The sequence below is a fragment of the Bradyrhizobium sp. WSM1253 genome, from assembly GCF_000244935.1.
Classification (GTDB): Bacteria; Pseudomonadota; Alphaproteobacteria; order Rhizobiales; family Xanthobacteraceae; genus Bradyrhizobium; species Bradyrhizobium canariense.
Window position 1 is genome coordinate 2,754,678 of record NZ_JH600073.1, and the last position, 15,383, is coordinate 2,770,060.

A 15,383-nucleotide genomic window follows, 5' to 3' on the forward strand; every position below is an offset into this window, starting at 1 on the left:
GATCACCATGCTGGTTCCGGCCTATCGGATGATCGAGCAGACGGCGCGGGCCTGCGGGTTTGACCCGGATCGTCCACCTCGCCTGAGCAAGATTACCGAGACGTTCTGACGGCTGACCAATCAGTAGCGGGCCACCGAAAGCACTTCGCACAACTCGGGCCGGGTGGTGGGCTGACTCCCAAGACAAGGCGCCGCCAGCTTGCGTAATGCGCGTTTACGCACTCGCGGCCCGACGCGTCCTTATCCGGTAAGACGCGCCGGGCCTAACCATTCCCTGCTTTCCCCGTAAGGTTTGGCTGAGCCAGCATAGAGCGATTCTACAAGCGACTTATACGTCTACGTCTCTGTGCAGCCGCTCCTCTTGGTTCGGAGCAAAATTCCCATGTCTCGGGCCACACGTTTGACTGACGCAATATGCCTTCCAAGCTCGGTTGCGATTTTCGTGCGTCGGCGTGCGCCTGGTCTGTGCGGCATGCGGCGCCGCAGGATCTGTGCATATCTCCCAAACTGGCATGACAGTCGAGGGCAAGTCAGGCCAAGCATGGGGGCTTGAGGTTTTGATTCCAGCGATGAAGCACGTCACCGAGCGCCGTTTTGCCAGTCCGGAAGCCGCCGCGCGTCAGCTCGTTCAGCTGGCTTCAGGCATCGAGGCGGTATATCTAGAAGATAAACTACCCCTTCCTCTACACGCTCAAGGCAAGCGGCGCAGAGTTCGGCGCCGGCATCAGGTGCGCTGTCGAGAAGGGCTGGCTGGAGCTGCATGAGAGCGGCACCTATGTGCGGCTCCTGACAACTGTAGGAACCTAGCATCACTGCCCCGCTTGCGGTCTTGCTGGCTCCTCTCTTTCGAGCTGGCGGAGCGGCCCTCGGCATCAACCCTCAGGCCCTCAAGCCGGGGGGCGTCTCTCGTTCGATGGAGGAGAGTCCTCATGCTCCGGACAGTTCCGCCAGCTTCCGCTGAATTGCCAAAAAGTCCCGATGCCTTCCGACCGTCACCTTTCATATGCCAAATGACATAGGCAACGGCTAAATCGAACTGGCGCCAACGCAATGCTGCAAAAAAGCCGGCCCAGACGATGATTCCTGAGGCCAGAAGTTCTACGCGTCCGCTCCGAGACATCGCCCGGAGCTGGAGGCGAACGCACCCAGATTGCCAGTTGTTCCCGATCCTCATGGACTTGAGAGCCGGCGCACTGATGCATGTTAAGCCTTCTGCCGATTGTGAAATTGCATCATATTGCGAGCCAGAGATGCTGCGGTACGATCATAGCACCGGGGCTGGCTGCATATTTCACCTAGTCGTTATTTTTGACCGCGCGGGCCGCAGCAGCAGTCCCCCTGCTGCGGCCTTCGTGTTCACGGCTGTTAGTACCAACGAGTTCGGCGTCCTGTGCCATGGAGAAGATATTGTGTCCAAAGAGAACAATTGCCTGATCGTTCGAGCTGCGGGAAGACAACTCGACCTGTTACGCGGCGAAGCCTCCCGCATCGCGAAAGGCAGTAACGTCGATTGGTGGATCGATCAGGCAGAGGTCGGCACTCGCTTCTGCTTCGAGGATACAAAAGCAAAAGAGTCATTCGCTCTCGCTTGTGACAACCTCGGTATTCCCTGCCAAGACGGCTAGTCCGCAGTTGAGCTGTAAGCTGGCGGCAGGGCCGCACAACCATCATAGCAGTCCAGCGCTATCCGGCTCCGTGCCTGGAGGTCCGCACCTGATCCCAAGCACGCGAACCGAGCCCGTCGGCGCCGCCGCCGAGAGCGGACTCATGAAGCGGCGCACTGGCCAAGATGAGGGTCAAGCTGTTCCACTGAACTCGTTCGTATCCACGCTGAGGCCGCGCAGTGAGATCAAATTGCGCTGTGTACAGCGCGCCTAAATGGCGCGCGAGATCAGAACCAGCTGCGGTTATTTTGGAAGCACGCCTGTTTGGTGCGGTCCCAGATGAAATCCCCGCCGCCGCAGGGTGGACGGGGGCGAGAGGTCGCCGGGCATTCGTTCCGAACCTTGGCTCCCGTGCCCCAGCCGTCAACGACACATGCGCCACCGCTTGTCCTATGACAGCCCTCGCCACAGCCACCCCCTGCGTACGCCGCACTAGCAGCAGCGAGAACCGTGGTCGCGAGGAGCATTCCTCGTAAGATTTTTGTCACTGCCAGACTCCTGAAACCGAATGATCCCGAGCGAGAAGAACAAGATAATAGCTCCTGCCGTGCCGCTTAGCTACGATCAGCGCGGCGCGAAGTCCCCGGCTCCGCACGAAACGCTCGATGGCTGCGCTCCCCAGTTCGAACCTGTTGATCCAGCATTCTACAACCTGTGGAAAAGGCGGTTAGGTCAGCGCAGCTGCAGTTTTCGAATCCTCCATCTGTGTCCGTACTGGAGGGACGTTCTGTTTCGGGTGCGCGTGTGAGCCACTTCTTCTCAGTCCTGCTATTGCTAACCAACTTGATGCTAACGCTATGTTTCGGCGTGGCAGCGTGGCGCGTTTCCGATGACGGCGGCGCTGGTAAGGCCGTAGGAATGGCGTATGGCTGGATGCAAATCTCGGCGAACTGACATGTCCGCGTACCCCTCGCATTTTGATCTCGCGCGCTGCTGAGCGCAGGCGCGCCGCGGCGCTGCTGCGCTCTCAAGGGGAAGGCGGTCCTGGAGCATCTGACGTCTAGAGTGGTCACGAGCGGCCTTCGGTGTCCTGGCTGCTTACTTCCGCTTGAGCTCCGGGGACGGACATCATCGGCGCCGGTCAGGATGTCCGAGATGGGCCAGAAGCGGACATCAACAGGAAGATGCCAAAGTCATGGCAGCTCGTCGTCGGTCAATCAATCCAGCCAATGATGCCAAGAAACCAACCACCAAAGAAAGAGGTGATAAGCAGGATAAGCATGAGGAGATAGTCCGTTTCGAAGGGACCGGATTCTTGCCAGCCTTGAAAATGATGAAGTCCGAGCAGCCCCAGTGTAAAAATTCCTGCACACATGACGGGCCACATCGCCGCACGCCGCGGCTGACGGTCCAGCCGTCCCTGAAGGTTTCGTGGTAGAGATCCAGCTCGACGGTACGCCACTGCGGCGCTCAAGACGACCACGATCAGACAGGCAGTGAGGAAGTACATGGCCACAATCCTTTGGCGCCCTAGTTTGTACTGGCTAGGACCTAGAGAAGGGCTTGCCGAGCAGATCGAAGTTTACCGACTGCGATATTGGTTCCCTAACTGGACGCGATGACCACGAAGTCAGCTACGGGTCAAAATGCGAAGAACTCAACCTGAGCAAAGCTTGTCTGCGCTTCCTCAATAAGCGGACGCTCGACACGCGTCACGTTACTTCGCCGATGGGCCAATACCAGAAATCATTCCGAACGGTGTTTGCTGATCCAAACCGGGTTACCGCGCGGGCACGTTTGGGCGCTACGTCTCCAATCGTCTGAAAGCCGACGCAGGTTCGGACTTATCGGCTTGAGAATGGCCAACCTCATTAACGAGGAAGTCATCATGATCGATGTCCAAGAATCAATGAGAACGTCTCGAAGCACGTCCGTGGAACAAGGGAAAGATCGGCGGCGTAAATCCCCGCTTCGCCCAAAGTTGCGTGTCCTCTCCTTTCGTTCAAGCCGAGATGGGGCTGACTTCGTGATCAATCCGGAAGCCATAGCATTGCAACGTTAACGCCGCGCGAGCGGTAGGTTCTTTGACCTTGTCATTTGCGGTAAAAATCGACAAGGAGATCGCCGGCTTTAGGCGCAACAGAGCGCACGATGACGTGCACACCGCCACTACCACAGCACTGACCTCTTCGCGAAACACCTTGCGGCGCACCTACGGAACAGCATTACATCGGAGACATTCGCGGAACGAAACGGCTCATCAGTGTTTCTCTGACCTTCGGGAGGTGCCCATGACTTCTCAAGCCATAGAAGGCGCATGTGCGTTCGCCTGGCGGAACTACTTGCTGCTCCATAGTGGTATTAGTGAGAACGATAACAGGCGTTCCGCCCTCTTTCGCTACGTCACCAATCTTCGCGATGCTGGCGAATATGATTTCGATCTCTTGCAAATAGCAGCGGTCGCTTACCTGAAAAAGCTGGATGAACTGCATGACGACCGACATGCGAGACTCGCCGCAGATCAGGCTTTAGCCGAGGGGTTAGCATCACGCAGTGCACAACCTGGCAGGTCGCTTTGGGCTTAATCACCCGAGCAGAAGGAGCAAGCAGCCATGGCAGACAACATCTCTAACTCAGGCCGTTTCGCGCGCGACGCCCAAAAGCGCACAACCGCAGCGACAGAAATCGGTATGATTGCCTTGAAGCCAATTATGCATTTTCAGGTCTCAATTCTGAGGATGTGGGCCGACAGCATCGAAAGGTTTGCGGGCAATTACGAAAAGGGATTCGAAGAAACCGTGACGGCAGTCGAGGAACAGTCCGACAAGGATCGCGTCGCGTAAATCAACGCAATCGTTCGGCGGAGTCGGAGTTGGGCCATTCGCGTCGATTTTGCCCGCGTCTTCTCGATGTCCGCTCTGGCCCCGACTGCCGACGTGCCGGACACGATGGCGATCTTCGCCTTCGGGCCATGAGCCGACATCGCTCCAAGCAGCGATACTTGTCAGGCTCCTTAGCGGCCGTAGGGGAAGCAGCGGTGGCGATCGAGCGTGAGACCGAAATGCGCTCCTAGCGCAGCGATGGCCGCATCCTGCTCAGGATAAGGATCGGCATTGCATGCGGCAACGATGATGATCCGGAACCCGCCGCGATCCTTGCCACCCGGTGGCAGCATCGCTGTAGCCAGTGGATTACCCTCCCTGTCACGCAACGTGAGGAAAAGCGGCATCTCTCGCTGTACATGGGCCTCGAGGCCGATGTCGCGCTCGATCGCGTTGGGCTGCTCCGGACGCCAGGATTGGACTGCCTTCTCTCGCTCGCGGCAGAAATATTTCTCGACTGTGTGGCGCATCAGGCGCGACTCTTGCACCGCTTCACCTTCCGTCTCGATACGGAACCAGGTCTTACCCTTCGGCGCGTCGCAAACATACTGCATTTCGCCCATCCTGATCGCCGCAATTCTAGGGCGGCGGGCCCGCAAAGCCAGAATGTCATTCTCGTCGCGTTTCGATCTTTTGCGTTTTTACACAGCCAGGGTCAATCGCGTCACTTTGGCCGCGTGCCGTTCTCTACCGGTCTACCCCTGTGAACGGATATCGTCAGACCGCCTCGGCATGTCTCAATAGGCCAACAGGCGACATGGTACCACCACAGCAAAAAATCCCGGCACTTGGCCGGGATCGATACTTCACGCCTTTTTGGTAAACCAAATCGTTGGAGCTTTCGCCACTCCCGCTTTCTGCATGGCATTCTTCAATTCAGCACTCTCCGCAAAGGCTTGCGCAGCTTCAATCGTGGCAAACTCGTGAGTTACTGTGATGTCATTGGGATTTTCGACTGCTCGGTAGACAGCCTCGGCTGCTACGCCCTTCGCCTTCTGAACAGGAGCAAAATCGTCGTAAACTTTCCGCCAGGTCTTGTAGTCGGAAACCGTGTGTCTAACAAACATAGTCGTCATCAGATGTTCCTCCCAGACTGGTCGTAGCAATCTTTCCACGAACGCTTGAAACAGCACTTCCAGTAGCACCAGTATAATACCGGCCAACGCTTGGAGCTATTTCATTTCCGGGTTGCACTGATGCCATCGGACGCTTGCCCTTTGTCCGATAAAACTGAGGCGTGCTGCCACTTCGCTGATGGGCTAACTCCGGGCGGTCTTGCGGGAGCAGCATCATCGCCTCCGCACTCGACGCCAATAGGTCGTGGCCGCACACTTACTGCGACCCGCCACAGGACCAGTCAGTGACACTGACTTGCGTATTCAGTTGGTCGCAGTGTGAAGTTGCTGACGCCGGGTCCGAACTTCAGGCCTAAGCAAACTGAGGCATTATGCCTCTTGGGCGAAACACCCATTTCTAGGGCGCGTCCGTTCTCGTAGAATGTGGTTGCCCTTGAAGCGGGATGTGCCGAAGTCACCGTTCGGGACGAACGAGCAGTACTAGCGCTGTCGGCAGGTACGCCACCCTAAGAGACCGCCCCCTTTTCGGTTTCACACCACGATTTCACATTCCACACGCGCGCAGCTTTTGCGGCGGCTTGTTGCAGTAACCTAGGGAGAAAAGCGATGAGCAAGATCGATCGAAGGTCTGCATTGACATTCGGGTTGGCAGCGGCTTCGGCGGCCATGATAGAGCCCGCCGCCGCTCAAACTACGGGCTACAAGGACACAACTCCGTGGCCAGGTGTGGTGGTGCGTGAGTATGATGGCGAGACACCATCGCTGATCCCGGGTTTTAAGACCGTCTCAATGCGCGACATCATCATGCAGCCGGGATCGAAGACCATGGGGCCCCCAATGATGAATGCCATGGTCTGCCATATCACCGAAGGAGAGCTTCGGCTTGAGCAGGACGAAAAGACCTTTACCGGCAAGAAGAATTTTGTCTGGACCTGCAACAAGGACACAAAGGAGCAGGCGTTCAATGATGGGAACGTGGTCGCGATTATGCGGATCACGGACCTAAAGGCTTAAGGCTCGTTTCTTCGCAAAAAACTCGATTGTAGTTGCGAATGGCGCACGCGACGGCGCACCGATCGCGTCGGTTTGCCCTCTGACGTGACTTCCTGGTTGCGCCGAACTCTAGATATGTCGCTGCGCAAACCGACGCGAGACAAACGTCTAAGGGCTAGTTGGCGGACGATATGAAATCGACAAGCGACGCGACAATTGGTCGGGGCGTCTCAATTCAAGACTACTGCAACATGAAGAGAGAGAGAGAGAGAGAGAGAGAGAGAGAGAGAGAGAGAGAGAGAGGCCGATGTCTGAATTGGGTCAAAGGCAGCCCTCGGCGGCTTGCATGATCGGGTCGGCTCATCTCCCGGAAGCGGCCCTCGCAGCGCTCTAACTGAGGTCGGTCACGGGCCATGTGTGGAAGTCGTTCGTACACTGGCTACTCGCAAGCCGAGCGAGACGGATCGCTCGGCTACAATTTTAATTATGGCAGCCCAGGAAGTCGTTCCTGATCAGATCAATCTCACGCTGCTTTCACCAGCACGTCAGTCAACCAATCCGGCTCGGCGATCATAACGGAGTGGCCGGACGTCGCGTTTTCGAGGACGGTCCAAGAATTATCGGACTTGCACTCCCCTGCCGCTTTGTCCAAGGCCGCTAACTGGAATTTGGGTAAGCGGATGTAGGTTTTCTTCGCGACCTTTTCGCGTGCGCCGGAGAGCTTCACAGGTTGCAGCCATGTGCCAATCGGTTGAGGAGTTACCTTCGATAGAACCCAAGCAACGTCTTTGGGGTCGCTAAAGGCCGTCGGGGGGAGCGCTTTGGGAGCCGGACGGCTGATTGCACCCTCCTCTATCGGGAAGGAGACCAAGTCTCGGAATGACTCCCCGTCGGCGGGCTTTATTGCATCAACCCAGACGATAGATGACACACGGTTTCCGACGCGCTCAAGCGCGCCCGATGCGGGACATCCGGCATACGAATGGGCAACGAGGCAAATGTCTGTGAGGTCTTCCCATTCGACGAGATTTGCGATGTCCGTGATGTGCGTGTCGAGATTTATGTCTCTGCTGAGGAGATGCGAGCGTTCTGCCAATCCCGTAAGCGTAAGCGCATAGACTTTGTGGCCCTGCTTTTCGAGCCTCTCGGTGACGCGATGCCAACACCAAGCTCCGTAAAAGGCTCCGCCAATAAGAACAAACGTCTTTTGCGGGGATTGAGCACGTGCGCTGCTGATGCTTGATGAAGCTACCGAGACCGCGCTTACTCCGGCCGCGAGACTGCCGATCAATCTGCGGCGGGTGACGTCTGACAAGGTCATGAAATCTCTCCGTGCAAAAAAATGGGTACCATACGAGCGCAACAGTGTAATCGCCAAAACCGAACAAATGGAAGATGACTTCAGCGGTCTTCGAAGGAATATTTTACTTCCGCCATGGGTCACAAGCGGCGGTCGGCGACAGCCGTGTCCGGTCCACCTCAAACGGCCGACCTTGCGCCGCCTCGGGTGTATTCTTCAGCTCCGGGCCGACGTTGTAGGCAATCAGGTTGAGGAGGAAGTCGGCGGTGACGCGAGTTGGGCCTCGATGTTGGGTCTTTGCTCGCCTCGTGTTAGACATCGCCTGACCAACCAGGGAGAACAGCCATGACCGCCGAGTTCGATGAAGACCGCTTCAATATGGCTATCCGTAAATTTCTGAAGCATGTCGGAGTTACATCGCAGCGTGAAATTGAGAACCTAGTGCGCAGCGGGGCGGTGAAAGGTGGCAAGCTCAAACTGCGAATGACCCTGTCGGCTGAGGGGACGGCGCTGAAACATGTAGTCGAGGAAACAATCGCACTCTGACGATGTCCCGGCTGCCCCGGCATTGCCGTCCTGTTGGTGGAGCATTCAATCCTGTTGATTTCCGGCAACGACTGCTTTGGGTCATTTTCTTGGCACAGAGTGCGGGATGGTTGATGTCCTTTCCTGTCCAAAAGCGCCGTACCAGTGTCTGCCCATGAGCGTTTCGTTTGGCCGGATGGCCGTGATTCAAACTCCCGAACTGGAGCTCGAATCATGCGCTACGAACTCGCTGACTACGAATGGACCGCCATCAAGCCGATGCTGCCGAACAAGCCGCGTGGCGTCCCCCGGGCGAACGACAGACGGGTCCTGAATGGCATCTTCTGGATCCTTCGATCAGGAGCACCCTGGCGTGATCTGCCGGCGGCGTTTGGGCCATACACCACTTGCTACAACCGCTTCGTCAGGTGGCGGCGGGCTGGCGTCTGGGGCCGCATCATAGAAGCGCTTGCCACTGCCCATGATGCCGCTACCCAGATGATCGACACCTCCATTGTCCGCGTACATCAGCAAGGAGCCTGCATCGCAAGGAACCAGCGCCAATCGATGGGAAGGTCCCGCGGCGGTTTGACGAGCAAAATCCATGCGGTGGTCGACAGCAATGGTCTGCCGGTACGGTTGGCGCTGAGCCCCGGTGAGGCCAATGACGTTCGACTTGCCGGAAAACTGCTGTCTCGTCTGAAATCCGGGTCAATGTTGCTTGCGTGGCTATGACGCGGACTGGATCAGGGAGCTTGCCATGAAGAAGGGCGCGCGTGGGCCAACATCCCGCCGAAGAGCAATCCGAGCGATCCGATCTGCTTCAGCCCATATCTCTACCGCGCCCGCAACCGGGTTGGGCGGTTCTTCAACCAGATCAAACAATGTCGTCGGGTGGCGACGCGGTACGACAGGCTGGCCGCCAAACTACCTTGCCTTCCGATGCAACATCGCGATGTGCAGTTTCGTTCTTCCCATTGTCGTCGATGCCGCGAGTCCGAGCTGCTGGGCGGCTGCGATGCCGATCGTCACCTTGCACGATCTGAGCGAGGTGCAGCTCCGGATGCTGCGACTTGCGCTCAAATGCTTGAGCGAGGACGCCGCCTGGGACGTGGCCGGCCCCGCGGGACGAGCTGACCGAGCTGATGAACCGCGCGACGTCTGGATCCATGCGCAATGGGATGAGGCGAAGGTGCCTTAGCGGCCGTTGGTGGAAGCTATGCTCAAAATCGTTCAGGGCGCGGACGGAAAAGGAAGACAAGCCGACCGCCCAGCCTCTTTCCGCATCAGCCGCGCTTCTTCTGAGCGGATGGCTTAAATTCTACGACCTCGTGCTGCTCGCTGGAATCGGAGTGCCCTTGTTGTTTTACGATGACCTCAAGCTCAAGAGCTTCGAAGGCGAGTTCATCCGCCAAGCGTTGAAAGAGCGCGCGCTTTTCTGCATTCGTCGCCGACTGACTCATAAGAGCAAAGTCTCTGGCGTCCGCACGGAGCTTCTCCAATCGTCGCCTGAGGTCCTTCATCGTCTTGGCTCAGGTTCTAAACTCATCCTCGACGCAAACAGTAACGTTGCTTTCCGGGATGACAGATGATTCAACCAGGAAACAATATATTGGTTCTCCTAACTGTTAGTTAGCCGCATATTCACCGTGCGGTGCATAGCCACGGTCGCCCGTGGGGCCAAACTTTGGATGGACGGGCTGGTGGTCACGGCGCGAGGCCTCGGCATTCCGACCTCGCCGTAGGTCCACCCAGCCAGGGTGCCATCAAAGGTACATCAAGGCCTGAAACCGCACAGACGCGAGTTTTGCACCGGACTAGGCTTCGACTGATTCATTGTGTCCCTAGATGCGCTGGGATCCGACGGTGTCGGCGTCCCAATGAGGTGGATGTCGGGGCCGTTTTCGCCCAGCTGCGCAAAGGTGGCTCCCTCGCGACGGGCTCCGGTTTATGCTCGCTTCCTTGTGCGTACTATCCTGCTCATTCGGGTATGGCTGCTATCAACATTCTCTTTGTGATGGCTGTCGTGCCCGCGCGGAGGCGCTCCCCTCCGAGATGGTCGGAGGGGCCCTCCGTCTCCGGGACCGATCAATAAGACGGTCGGTCGATTGGAAGACGGTTGCGCCCCCCTCATTCCAGCGCATTATTGCTTCGGTTGCGGGGAGAATTGCGCTCGCCCTCGTGCTTCCGTTTGTCCAAGCGATTAAGCGGCGCTTCGGACGGAACCATGATAGGACCGACGTGAGCTGGAGAGGCGACGCGCAAGCCGACCAGGAACAAGGTGTCGTGTGGTTCGGCCGTTGTTCGCATTCGCCGGCATCCGACCACGATCAACGGACCACGACGTCAAAGCCCTCGGCGCATCAGGTCTACGGCACCAAGCCGCTTGTGCGTCGACCATTGGGCGGGCGCGCGCCGCGGCAGGACCGGTTCAATCGCGGGTCAAATCAGGTCACCGTGACTTGAGTTAAATGGCGCGATATTAATGATTCAATTATCCGGCTTCTGGCAGGCGAGTTGCGGCGCAAGCCATCGGGACCTGCCACGCCCCACCGGACAAGTCTGCTCGCCGCTACAAACCCCGCTTTGTGATGCCGGGAACGCGTTTGGGCGAAACGGTTGTTCGTCGCTCGACCTGCGCTTTGGCGTCCAGCACTTTATCGCCAGCTCGCGCGGCGCGCGGCCGGCTCACCTGGTCCGAAAGACTGGGGCCCTTTCCAAACGTTCCGACTGGAAGACCATTTGTCGCGTGACCACCACTGATGTTTCCTTTGGCCTGTGCTGCCGGGGCTGATGCGTTTCGGGCGGGTAAGGGGCCGATGATCATCTGGTCCTCGTTGCTTGTACCCGTTCCAACGGCCCCGATCGGCAGGCCATTTTGCGCGTGGCCAACCCCGGCATTTCTTGCGGCCTGTGCGGCCGTCCGCGACTTTGTCGGGGTGGCGGGTTCAACGCTCGGATTGTTCAATTGATTGTTGGTGCTCGGATTTGCGCCGGTGGCGGTGTCTTTCGTCCCCATTCCGGCAGGCGCTGAGGGACCAGCGCCGGCGCTACCCGCATTCGTCCCCATTCCGGCAGGCGCCGAGGGACCAGCGTTGGCGCTGCTCGCGCTTGTCCCCGTGCCCGCACCCGCCGACCCAGAATTTGCGGGGCCTCCTGGCGCGAGGACCAGAAGAGCTGAGTTGGCGACGATGGCGGCGAGCACCAAAGGGGCGGCATGGGGCATTGGACGATCTCCTTTGCCAAACCGTTAACCATGATGCCCGAGCCCGGTTCCTCTGCGCCATGGCTGGTTCTGCCGCATAGTGCTGGACCGCACGCGAGCCCTCGATTGGTCGCACGCAAAACGCAAAACCGCGCGAGCTACTATTGCCGATTCAAGGTGCCATTGGCAGATTAGTCAGCAGGTCTGACGGAGGTGGCCGCTTTAATGTAACACTCGGGTTGCTTCTGCTAGCCGGACCTTCTCTCTCAGCTCCTCAAGATCCTCGAGCGCGTCGAGTAGTTGCATCAGATTGCGGGTAACATGTGCCAGATTGGGCTTTGGGCCTTTGAAGATTCGAATTTTTGGTCCCATTGCTAGACGTCTCCTCGCAACGAAAATCACTGGTCCGACTGATTGGCAAGGAGCGTGCCATCTGAGCGTCCGCGGAGAGCTCCGGTGATGGGAACGCCAGTCGCGCTCCCGCCCCAATCTAACAGGGAAGGAGAGCGCCAAAAGGCGCCGGTCGCCATCCCCCACATTGGGACGATTATCTCCCTCCCGGTTGCGAGTGAACTATGGGCAGCAAGCCGCGCGATGGCGACAGCTGCGGAGCAAGCAACAGCGCCCTCTGCCCCCCTCCGCATCGAGGTCTCGCAGCGATCAGACGATCAGACGCGTTGGAAAACAGTTAATCCCTAGTCCTGCACGGCCTGGTCGGTCTGCAGCGGCGCGTGTGGCCGCCCCCTGTCTTGCGCCCGCCGAACGGTTGGCACAGGTTTGCGGATCGTGGCGGCAACTGGCCTGGGCAACGGCACCGGCGTCTTGGGGCGTAGGATCTGCTCGGAAGCGTTAGTGGTGATGCCGGCCAATCGTTCTTGGACCATTCTGAGCTGTTCGCCGGCATCCGCTCTGTCTCGCACCATTTGTGCCTGGACCGCCGTAAGCTGGTCGGAGAGCTGGCCAAGGTCGCGGACGATTTGATCTTGGCTGGCCTTGAGCTGCTCGATCGCTTGCTGCGGGTTCGTAAGGTCGCCCGACAATCCCTGGAGCGCTAGCTCCGGCGAACTGGGGCCAGCGGCTGCCTGGATCGCATCGTGCGGTGTAGTCAGCGGCCCCGGTTGCTGAAGTGCCACATAGGTTGCACTCGTCTGAGTGGTAGGCAGAGCCGAGGAGATCTCGGCTCTTTCTTGCGGCAACGACGAAGGTGAAACGGCATGCGCGGACCACCGATACATCATTGCTCTGACCGCATCGCCGTAAGATGACTGCGCAGCAAGAGCAGCTAAACAGATGCCGCTTGCCAACAGCAGACCGATCAGGCCGCGCAGTGCCGGCCTTCCGCGCGATGAGCTCGCCCCGCGGTCAGGTGGTCGAAACCATTTCGCGGAATTCTTCGGCTGAGAAGGATGGCGCGTGCCATCCTGATCTAGCTTGGCAAGCTGTTCATTGACACGCGCCAGCTGTTCATCTGCACGTGCGATCTGATCATAGGCGTGGACGAGCCGTTCATCCGCGCGCGCAACAAGCTCGACGTCTTCCGGTGAGAGCGCGGGACTATGAATTTGTGAGCCGGGATATATCGGTTTAATCGGCGAATGCATCGGCGTTCCCCATCGCACCCGATGTCATCCGGACCGAGGCCGGGCATTAAATCGGGCAAGTCCACACTCCCCAACGCCGGTTTGACCAAAGCAAGGCCACAAGATGAAAACCGGAGGGCGGATTTTCGGCGACAGCGCACAGGCCTCTAATCCGTCGACCGCCACCAAGGCATCTCGACCACTCTCGACGACCTGACTTTAGTGGTTACAACCCTGGCGCTGCACGCCACGAACTCCGCCGCGCGCATCGAGCAGATGCCTGCCAGCGGACTCATCTTCGTTGCGGCGAGTTCTTTTCCTTGTCGCGATCGTAAACCGCTTTGAGGCCGCAGCTTCGGCCTGTCTGACCCGCTTTCGTAACTCGATGAGCTGACGGTACTCGGCTTCCAGCGGGCGCGATAGGAGAACTGCGCGGCTGGTGCACGATAGTTCGAACTTCCATACGACGAATATCGAATCATGGAAATCGAACCCGTTTTCAGGCAACCCCCGCCAACTGATGGTTCGGGAACAAAAATGCCCGATCGACGCGACGATATTCCGTCTCGGCAAGTTGGCAACGAATGTCACTCGTTAAGCTTGATGCTACCGAGGAGGCTGGATTGCGCTCGCGCTCATGAACCGCCTACGCGGAAGCTGCCGAGCTTGCACCAAGTTCGTTCCCAATCTGGAACGTTGCTGAAGAAATCCCGGACGTTGCAGATTTACAACCCGCGCAGCCATTCGCGATACTAAGCTGTGGAGACGACCAGACATGCTTACTTCAACATGATCGCGGGGGCGAAATGTATGATGTCTATCGCAATGACAGGCGCTTCTTGCTCGTTCTAAGTTCAGGCTCTCCCGTGCCCGTGCTTTACTCTGCACATAAGTGGCGGAAGAGCAGGAAACGAGTTCTCAAGGTCAGCGACGAAATCAAGTCAGCCGTTCAGGCACAAGGCTATTACGTCCGCAGCCTGCGGATCACCAAGGAGCGAATGATCGACGTCGAGTAGGTGGCGAGCGGGTGTTCTCGTTTGCGCGTTTGATCACCAGCAACCAAGCCGCCATTATCGCGCTGTTCCGCGTCGTCAACCGCTATGTCGGCAACTTCGCACCGATGCCGGGGTGTTTCCGAACCATTCGGATCGGGCTTTTCGAAGGTGCAGGGTGCGAGATAGTCACGATTGCGGGTGGGCATGCCGCCTAGCACGCGGGCCGCCCTTACGTCTCAAACGGAACTCCATGAACGGGCCGAGATTTTGGCTTTTCCATTGAACCTTTAATCGAACTGTCGGACGAACCTTCAATCGGAAACCGGAGGTTTCCCATGAAGCGTCTGATCTCATCTGCAATCGTGGCCGTTGCCTTCCTCATTGTTGCAACCACTATGCTGTGGTCTTACACACCTTCGGCTGAGCGCCATGTCACCCGTACAGCCATAGGTCATTGCAAGAATTTCCACAGCCTGGCCGGGACAAAAGCGTCCGAACTATTGCCTTACTAAGCACCAGTAAAACGCGTCGAGACGATGTTGACCTGTAGCAGATGGCTGGATGCCACGCCGACATGGGAGTAGGCGAAGGCGCTGCAATGACCCGTTGCCGGATGATGTGCTCAAGATCGTTATGCGCGGGACCGAGAAAGAAGCTAATCGGGCGGCTTGAACCGCGAACTGCTTTGGCAGCTTAGCTCGCCGCCGCGCCATCCAACCGCGCCAGCCCAGCCTCGATCACGGCGATATCCTCCTCGATCTGCTGGACGGTCGTCCGGAAATCAAAACCTGTACGTGCCTTTAGGTCCACGGCCAGTTTCCGGCGCTGCGTGCGGAGATCATCCAGAGCCCTCCGATTGTTCAAGCGAACGTAACCGTCCACAATCAGCTCGATTGCGTTTGGCATCCCACCCCCTGTCGTGATCGACCGGCGCCGAACCGCTTACCCAGCAACACGCTTCAAAACTTCAAAACGGCATCTCTTCGCAAATTGTGTGCAGCAGCCGTCAAATGAGACCCTATGATCAGACCCAAGTCGACCTCACGCCAGGAGAGCAAGGGGGCTGCACATTCAATGGAAGACCGGCTCCCAATATCGCAATTGCGCGTTGTTCATCCCTTTGGAGATCGGCACATGAGATGCCGTCCATGACGGGTCTCCGTCGCAAAAGAACTATTTAAAATCCAAACGCGCGACCGATCTGCCGCAGCATAGCCATGGCC

At 58.1% G+C, this 15,383-nt stretch carries 17 protein-coding genes and 1 pseudogene; 10 read left to right on the forward strand and 8 right to left on the reverse strand.

The window, feature by feature from the left end:
- The first annotated feature begins 1,157 nt into the window (after positions 1–1,157).
- Positions 1,158–1,625, forward strand: a complete 468-nt coding sequence (locus BRA1253DRAFT_RS45225) for a hypothetical protein (protein ID WP_245285916.1) — start codon at positions 1,158–1,160, stop codon at positions 1,623–1,625.
- A 266-nt stretch (positions 1,626–1,891) separates the two neighbouring features.
- Here BRA1253DRAFT_RS45225 and BRA1253DRAFT_RS46200 read toward each other — a convergent pair whose 3' ends face one another.
- Both BRA1253DRAFT_RS46200 and BRA1253DRAFT_RS14560 read right to left on the reverse strand, forming a co-directional pair.
- The gene (locus BRA1253DRAFT_RS46200) at positions 1,892–2,131 is read right to left on the reverse strand and encodes a hypothetical protein (protein WP_083869850.1); all 240 of its coding nucleotides are present in this window, start codon (positions 2,129–2,131) and stop codon (positions 1,892–1,894) included.
- Positions 2,132–2,817: 686 nt separating this feature from the next.
- A complete protein-coding gene (locus BRA1253DRAFT_RS14560) occupies positions 2,818–3,114 on the reverse strand; it encodes a hypothetical protein (protein WP_007595380.1) in 297 nt (98 codons plus the stop codon).
- A gap of 781 nt (positions 3,115–3,895) precedes the next feature.
- Here BRA1253DRAFT_RS14560 and BRA1253DRAFT_RS41480 point away from each other — a divergent pair.
- Together BRA1253DRAFT_RS41480 and BRA1253DRAFT_RS14570 are read left to right on the forward strand one after the other, a co-directional pair.
- Positions 3,896–4,189 (forward strand): hypothetical protein, encoded by a 294-nt coding sequence (locus BRA1253DRAFT_RS41480; protein WP_083869852.1) that lies wholly within the window; start codon positions 3,896–3,898, stop codon positions 4,187–4,189.
- 27 nt (positions 4,190–4,216) lie between these two features.
- Positions 4,217–4,447: a hypothetical protein gene (locus BRA1253DRAFT_RS14570; RefSeq protein ID WP_007595383.1), complete on the forward strand. Its 231-nt coding sequence runs from the start codon at positions 4,217–4,219 to the stop codon at positions 4,445–4,447.
- Between the two features lie 170 nt (positions 4,448–4,617).
- Here the strand turns inward: BRA1253DRAFT_RS14570 and BRA1253DRAFT_RS14575 are convergent, their stop codons facing one another.
- Positions 4,618–5,049: a hypothetical protein gene (locus BRA1253DRAFT_RS14575; RefSeq protein WP_245285917.1), complete on the reverse strand. Its 432-nt coding sequence runs from the start codon at positions 5,047–5,049 to the stop codon at positions 4,618–4,620.
- A 243-nt stretch (positions 5,050–5,292) separates the two neighbouring features.
- Positions 5,293–5,562 carry an antibiotic biosynthesis monooxygenase gene (locus BRA1253DRAFT_RS14580; protein ID WP_007595388.1) on the reverse strand — a complete coding sequence of 90 codons (270 nt, stop codon included), beginning with the start codon at positions 5,560–5,562 and terminating at the stop codon, positions 5,293–5,295.
- A 606-nt stretch (positions 5,563–6,168) separates the two neighbouring features.
- Between BRA1253DRAFT_RS14580 and BRA1253DRAFT_RS14585 the strand changes: the two genes are divergently transcribed.
- Positions 6,169–6,576, forward strand: a complete 408-nt coding sequence (locus BRA1253DRAFT_RS14585) for a hypothetical protein (protein ID WP_007595390.1) — start codon at positions 6,169–6,171, stop codon at positions 6,574–6,576.
- A 502-nt stretch (positions 6,577–7,078) separates the two neighbouring features.
- On the opposite strand, the gene BRA1253DRAFT_RS14590 is transcribed toward BRA1253DRAFT_RS14585, so the two are convergent.
- Positions 7,079–7,876 (reverse strand): alpha/beta fold hydrolase, encoded by a 798-nt coding sequence (locus tag BRA1253DRAFT_RS14590; RefSeq protein ID WP_007595392.1) that lies wholly within the window; start codon positions 7,874–7,876, stop codon positions 7,079–7,081.
- Positions 7,877–8,200: 324 nt separating this feature from the next.
- Between BRA1253DRAFT_RS14590 and BRA1253DRAFT_RS14595 the strand changes: the two genes are divergently transcribed.
- The 3 genes and pseudogenes from BRA1253DRAFT_RS14595 (at position 8,201) to BRA1253DRAFT_RS44450 (ending at position 9,581) form a co-directional block, all read left to right on the forward strand.
- The gene (locus BRA1253DRAFT_RS14595; protein WP_007595394.1) at positions 8,201–8,401 is read left to right on the forward strand and encodes a DUF6494 family protein; all 201 of its coding nucleotides are present in this window, start codon (positions 8,201–8,203) and stop codon (positions 8,399–8,401) included.
- A 213-nt stretch (positions 8,402–8,614) separates the two neighbouring features.
- Positions 8,615–9,320 (forward strand): annotated as a pseudogene (locus tag BRA1253DRAFT_RS40475) (IS5 family transposase); the annotation flags it as partial.
- 78 nt (positions 9,321–9,398) lie between these two features.
- Complete coding sequence (locus tag BRA1253DRAFT_RS44450) at positions 9,399–9,581, forward strand: hypothetical protein (protein ID WP_198288338.1); 183 nt, start codon at positions 9,399–9,401, stop codon at positions 9,579–9,581.
- An 85-nt stretch (positions 9,582–9,666) separates the two neighbouring features.
- Here the strand turns inward: BRA1253DRAFT_RS44450 and BRA1253DRAFT_RS14610 are convergent, their stop codons facing one another.
- Both BRA1253DRAFT_RS14610 and BRA1253DRAFT_RS14615 read right to left on the reverse strand, forming a co-directional pair.
- Positions 9,667–9,903 carry a hypothetical protein gene (locus tag BRA1253DRAFT_RS14610; protein WP_007595400.1) on the reverse strand — a complete coding sequence of 79 codons (237 nt, stop codon included), beginning with the start codon at positions 9,901–9,903 and terminating at the stop codon, positions 9,667–9,669.
- 2,377 nt (positions 9,904–12,280) lie between these two features.
- The gene (locus BRA1253DRAFT_RS14615; RefSeq protein WP_007595421.1) at positions 12,281–13,186 is read right to left on the reverse strand and encodes a hypothetical protein; all 906 of its coding nucleotides are present in this window, start codon (positions 13,184–13,186) and stop codon (positions 12,281–12,283) included.
- A gap of 785 nt (positions 13,187–13,971) precedes the next feature.
- Here BRA1253DRAFT_RS14615 and BRA1253DRAFT_RS45230 point away from each other — a divergent pair.
- The 3 genes from BRA1253DRAFT_RS45230 to BRA1253DRAFT_RS43570 all read left to right on the forward strand — a co-directional run bounded on the left by BRA1253DRAFT_RS45230 (position 13,972) and on the right by BRA1253DRAFT_RS43570 (position 14,672).
- On the forward strand, positions 13,972–14,181 hold the full coding sequence (locus BRA1253DRAFT_RS45230; RefSeq protein ID WP_007595423.1) for a hypothetical protein: 210 nt from the start codon (positions 13,972–13,974) through the stop codon (positions 14,179–14,181).
- 11 nt (positions 14,182–14,192) lie between these two features.
- The gene (locus tag BRA1253DRAFT_RS45235; protein ID WP_007595426.1) at positions 14,193–14,375 is read left to right on the forward strand and encodes a hypothetical protein; all 183 of its coding nucleotides are present in this window, start codon (positions 14,193–14,195) and stop codon (positions 14,373–14,375) included.
- A 120-nt stretch (positions 14,376–14,495) separates the two neighbouring features.
- The gene (locus tag BRA1253DRAFT_RS43570) at positions 14,496–14,672 is read left to right on the forward strand and encodes a hypothetical protein (protein ID WP_007595429.1); all 177 of its coding nucleotides are present in this window, start codon (positions 14,496–14,498) and stop codon (positions 14,670–14,672) included.
- A gap of 181 nt (positions 14,673–14,853) precedes the next feature.
- On the opposite strand, the gene BRA1253DRAFT_RS14630 is transcribed toward BRA1253DRAFT_RS43570, so the two are convergent.
- Positions 14,854–15,066 (reverse strand): hypothetical protein, encoded by a 213-nt coding sequence (locus BRA1253DRAFT_RS14630; RefSeq protein WP_007595430.1) that lies wholly within the window; start codon positions 15,064–15,066, stop codon positions 14,854–14,856.
- Positions 15,067–15,383: the final 317 nt, after the last annotated feature.

Bases quoted from the DNA above. Each gene is read 5' to 3' on its own strand.
- BRA1253DRAFT_RS14610 (WP_007595400.1), bottom strand. From the start codon at position 9,903: ATGAAGGACCTCAGGCGACGATTGGAGAAGCTCCGTGCGGACGCCAGA.
- BRA1253DRAFT_RS44450 (WP_198288338.1), top strand. From the start codon at position 9,399: ATGCCGATCGTCACCTTGCACGATCTGAGCGAGGTGCAGCTCCGGATG.
- BRA1253DRAFT_RS14580 (WP_007595388.1), bottom strand. From the start codon at position 5,562: ATGACGACTATGTTTGTTAGACACACGGTTTCCGACTACAAGACCTGG.
- BRA1253DRAFT_RS14595 (WP_007595394.1), top strand. From the start codon at position 8,201: ATGACCGCCGAGTTCGATGAAGACCGCTTCAATATGGCTATCCGTAAA.
- BRA1253DRAFT_RS45230 (WP_007595423.1), top strand. From the start codon at position 13,972: ATGTATGATGTCTATCGCAATGACAGGCGCTTCTTGCTCGTTCTAAGT.
- BRA1253DRAFT_RS43570 (WP_007595429.1), top strand. From the start codon at position 14,496: ATGAAGCGTCTGATCTCATCTGCAATCGTGGCCGTTGCCTTCCTCATT.
- BRA1253DRAFT_RS14560 (WP_007595380.1), bottom strand. From the start codon at position 3,114: ATGTACTTCCTCACTGCCTGTCTGATCGTGGTCGTCTTGAGCGCCGCA.
- BRA1253DRAFT_RS14630 (WP_007595430.1), bottom strand. From the start codon at position 15,066: ATGCCAAACGCAATCGAGCTGATTGTGGACGGTTACGTTCGCTTGAAC.
- BRA1253DRAFT_RS41480 (WP_083869852.1), top strand. From the start codon at position 3,896: ATGACTTCTCAAGCCATAGAAGGCGCATGTGCGTTCGCCTGGCGGAAC.
- BRA1253DRAFT_RS14575 (WP_245285917.1), bottom strand. From the start codon at position 5,049: ATGGGCGAAATGCAGTATGTTTGCGACGCGCCGAAGGGTAAGACCTGG.
- BRA1253DRAFT_RS14585 (WP_007595390.1), top strand. From the start codon at position 6,169: ATGAGCAAGATCGATCGAAGGTCTGCATTGACATTCGGGTTGGCAGCG.
- BRA1253DRAFT_RS14590 (WP_007595392.1), bottom strand. From the start codon at position 7,876: ATGACCTTGTCAGACGTCACCCGCCGCAGATTGATCGGCAGTCTCGCG.
- BRA1253DRAFT_RS14615 (WP_007595421.1), bottom strand. From the start codon at position 13,186: ATGCATTCGCCGATTAAACCGATATATCCCGGCTCACAAATTCATAGT.
- BRA1253DRAFT_RS14570 (WP_007595383.1), top strand. From the start codon at position 4,217: ATGGCAGACAACATCTCTAACTCAGGCCGTTTCGCGCGCGACGCCCAA.
- BRA1253DRAFT_RS46200 (WP_083869850.1), bottom strand. From the start codon at position 2,131: ATGCTCCTCGCGACCACGGTTCTCGCTGCTGCTAGTGCGGCGTACGCA.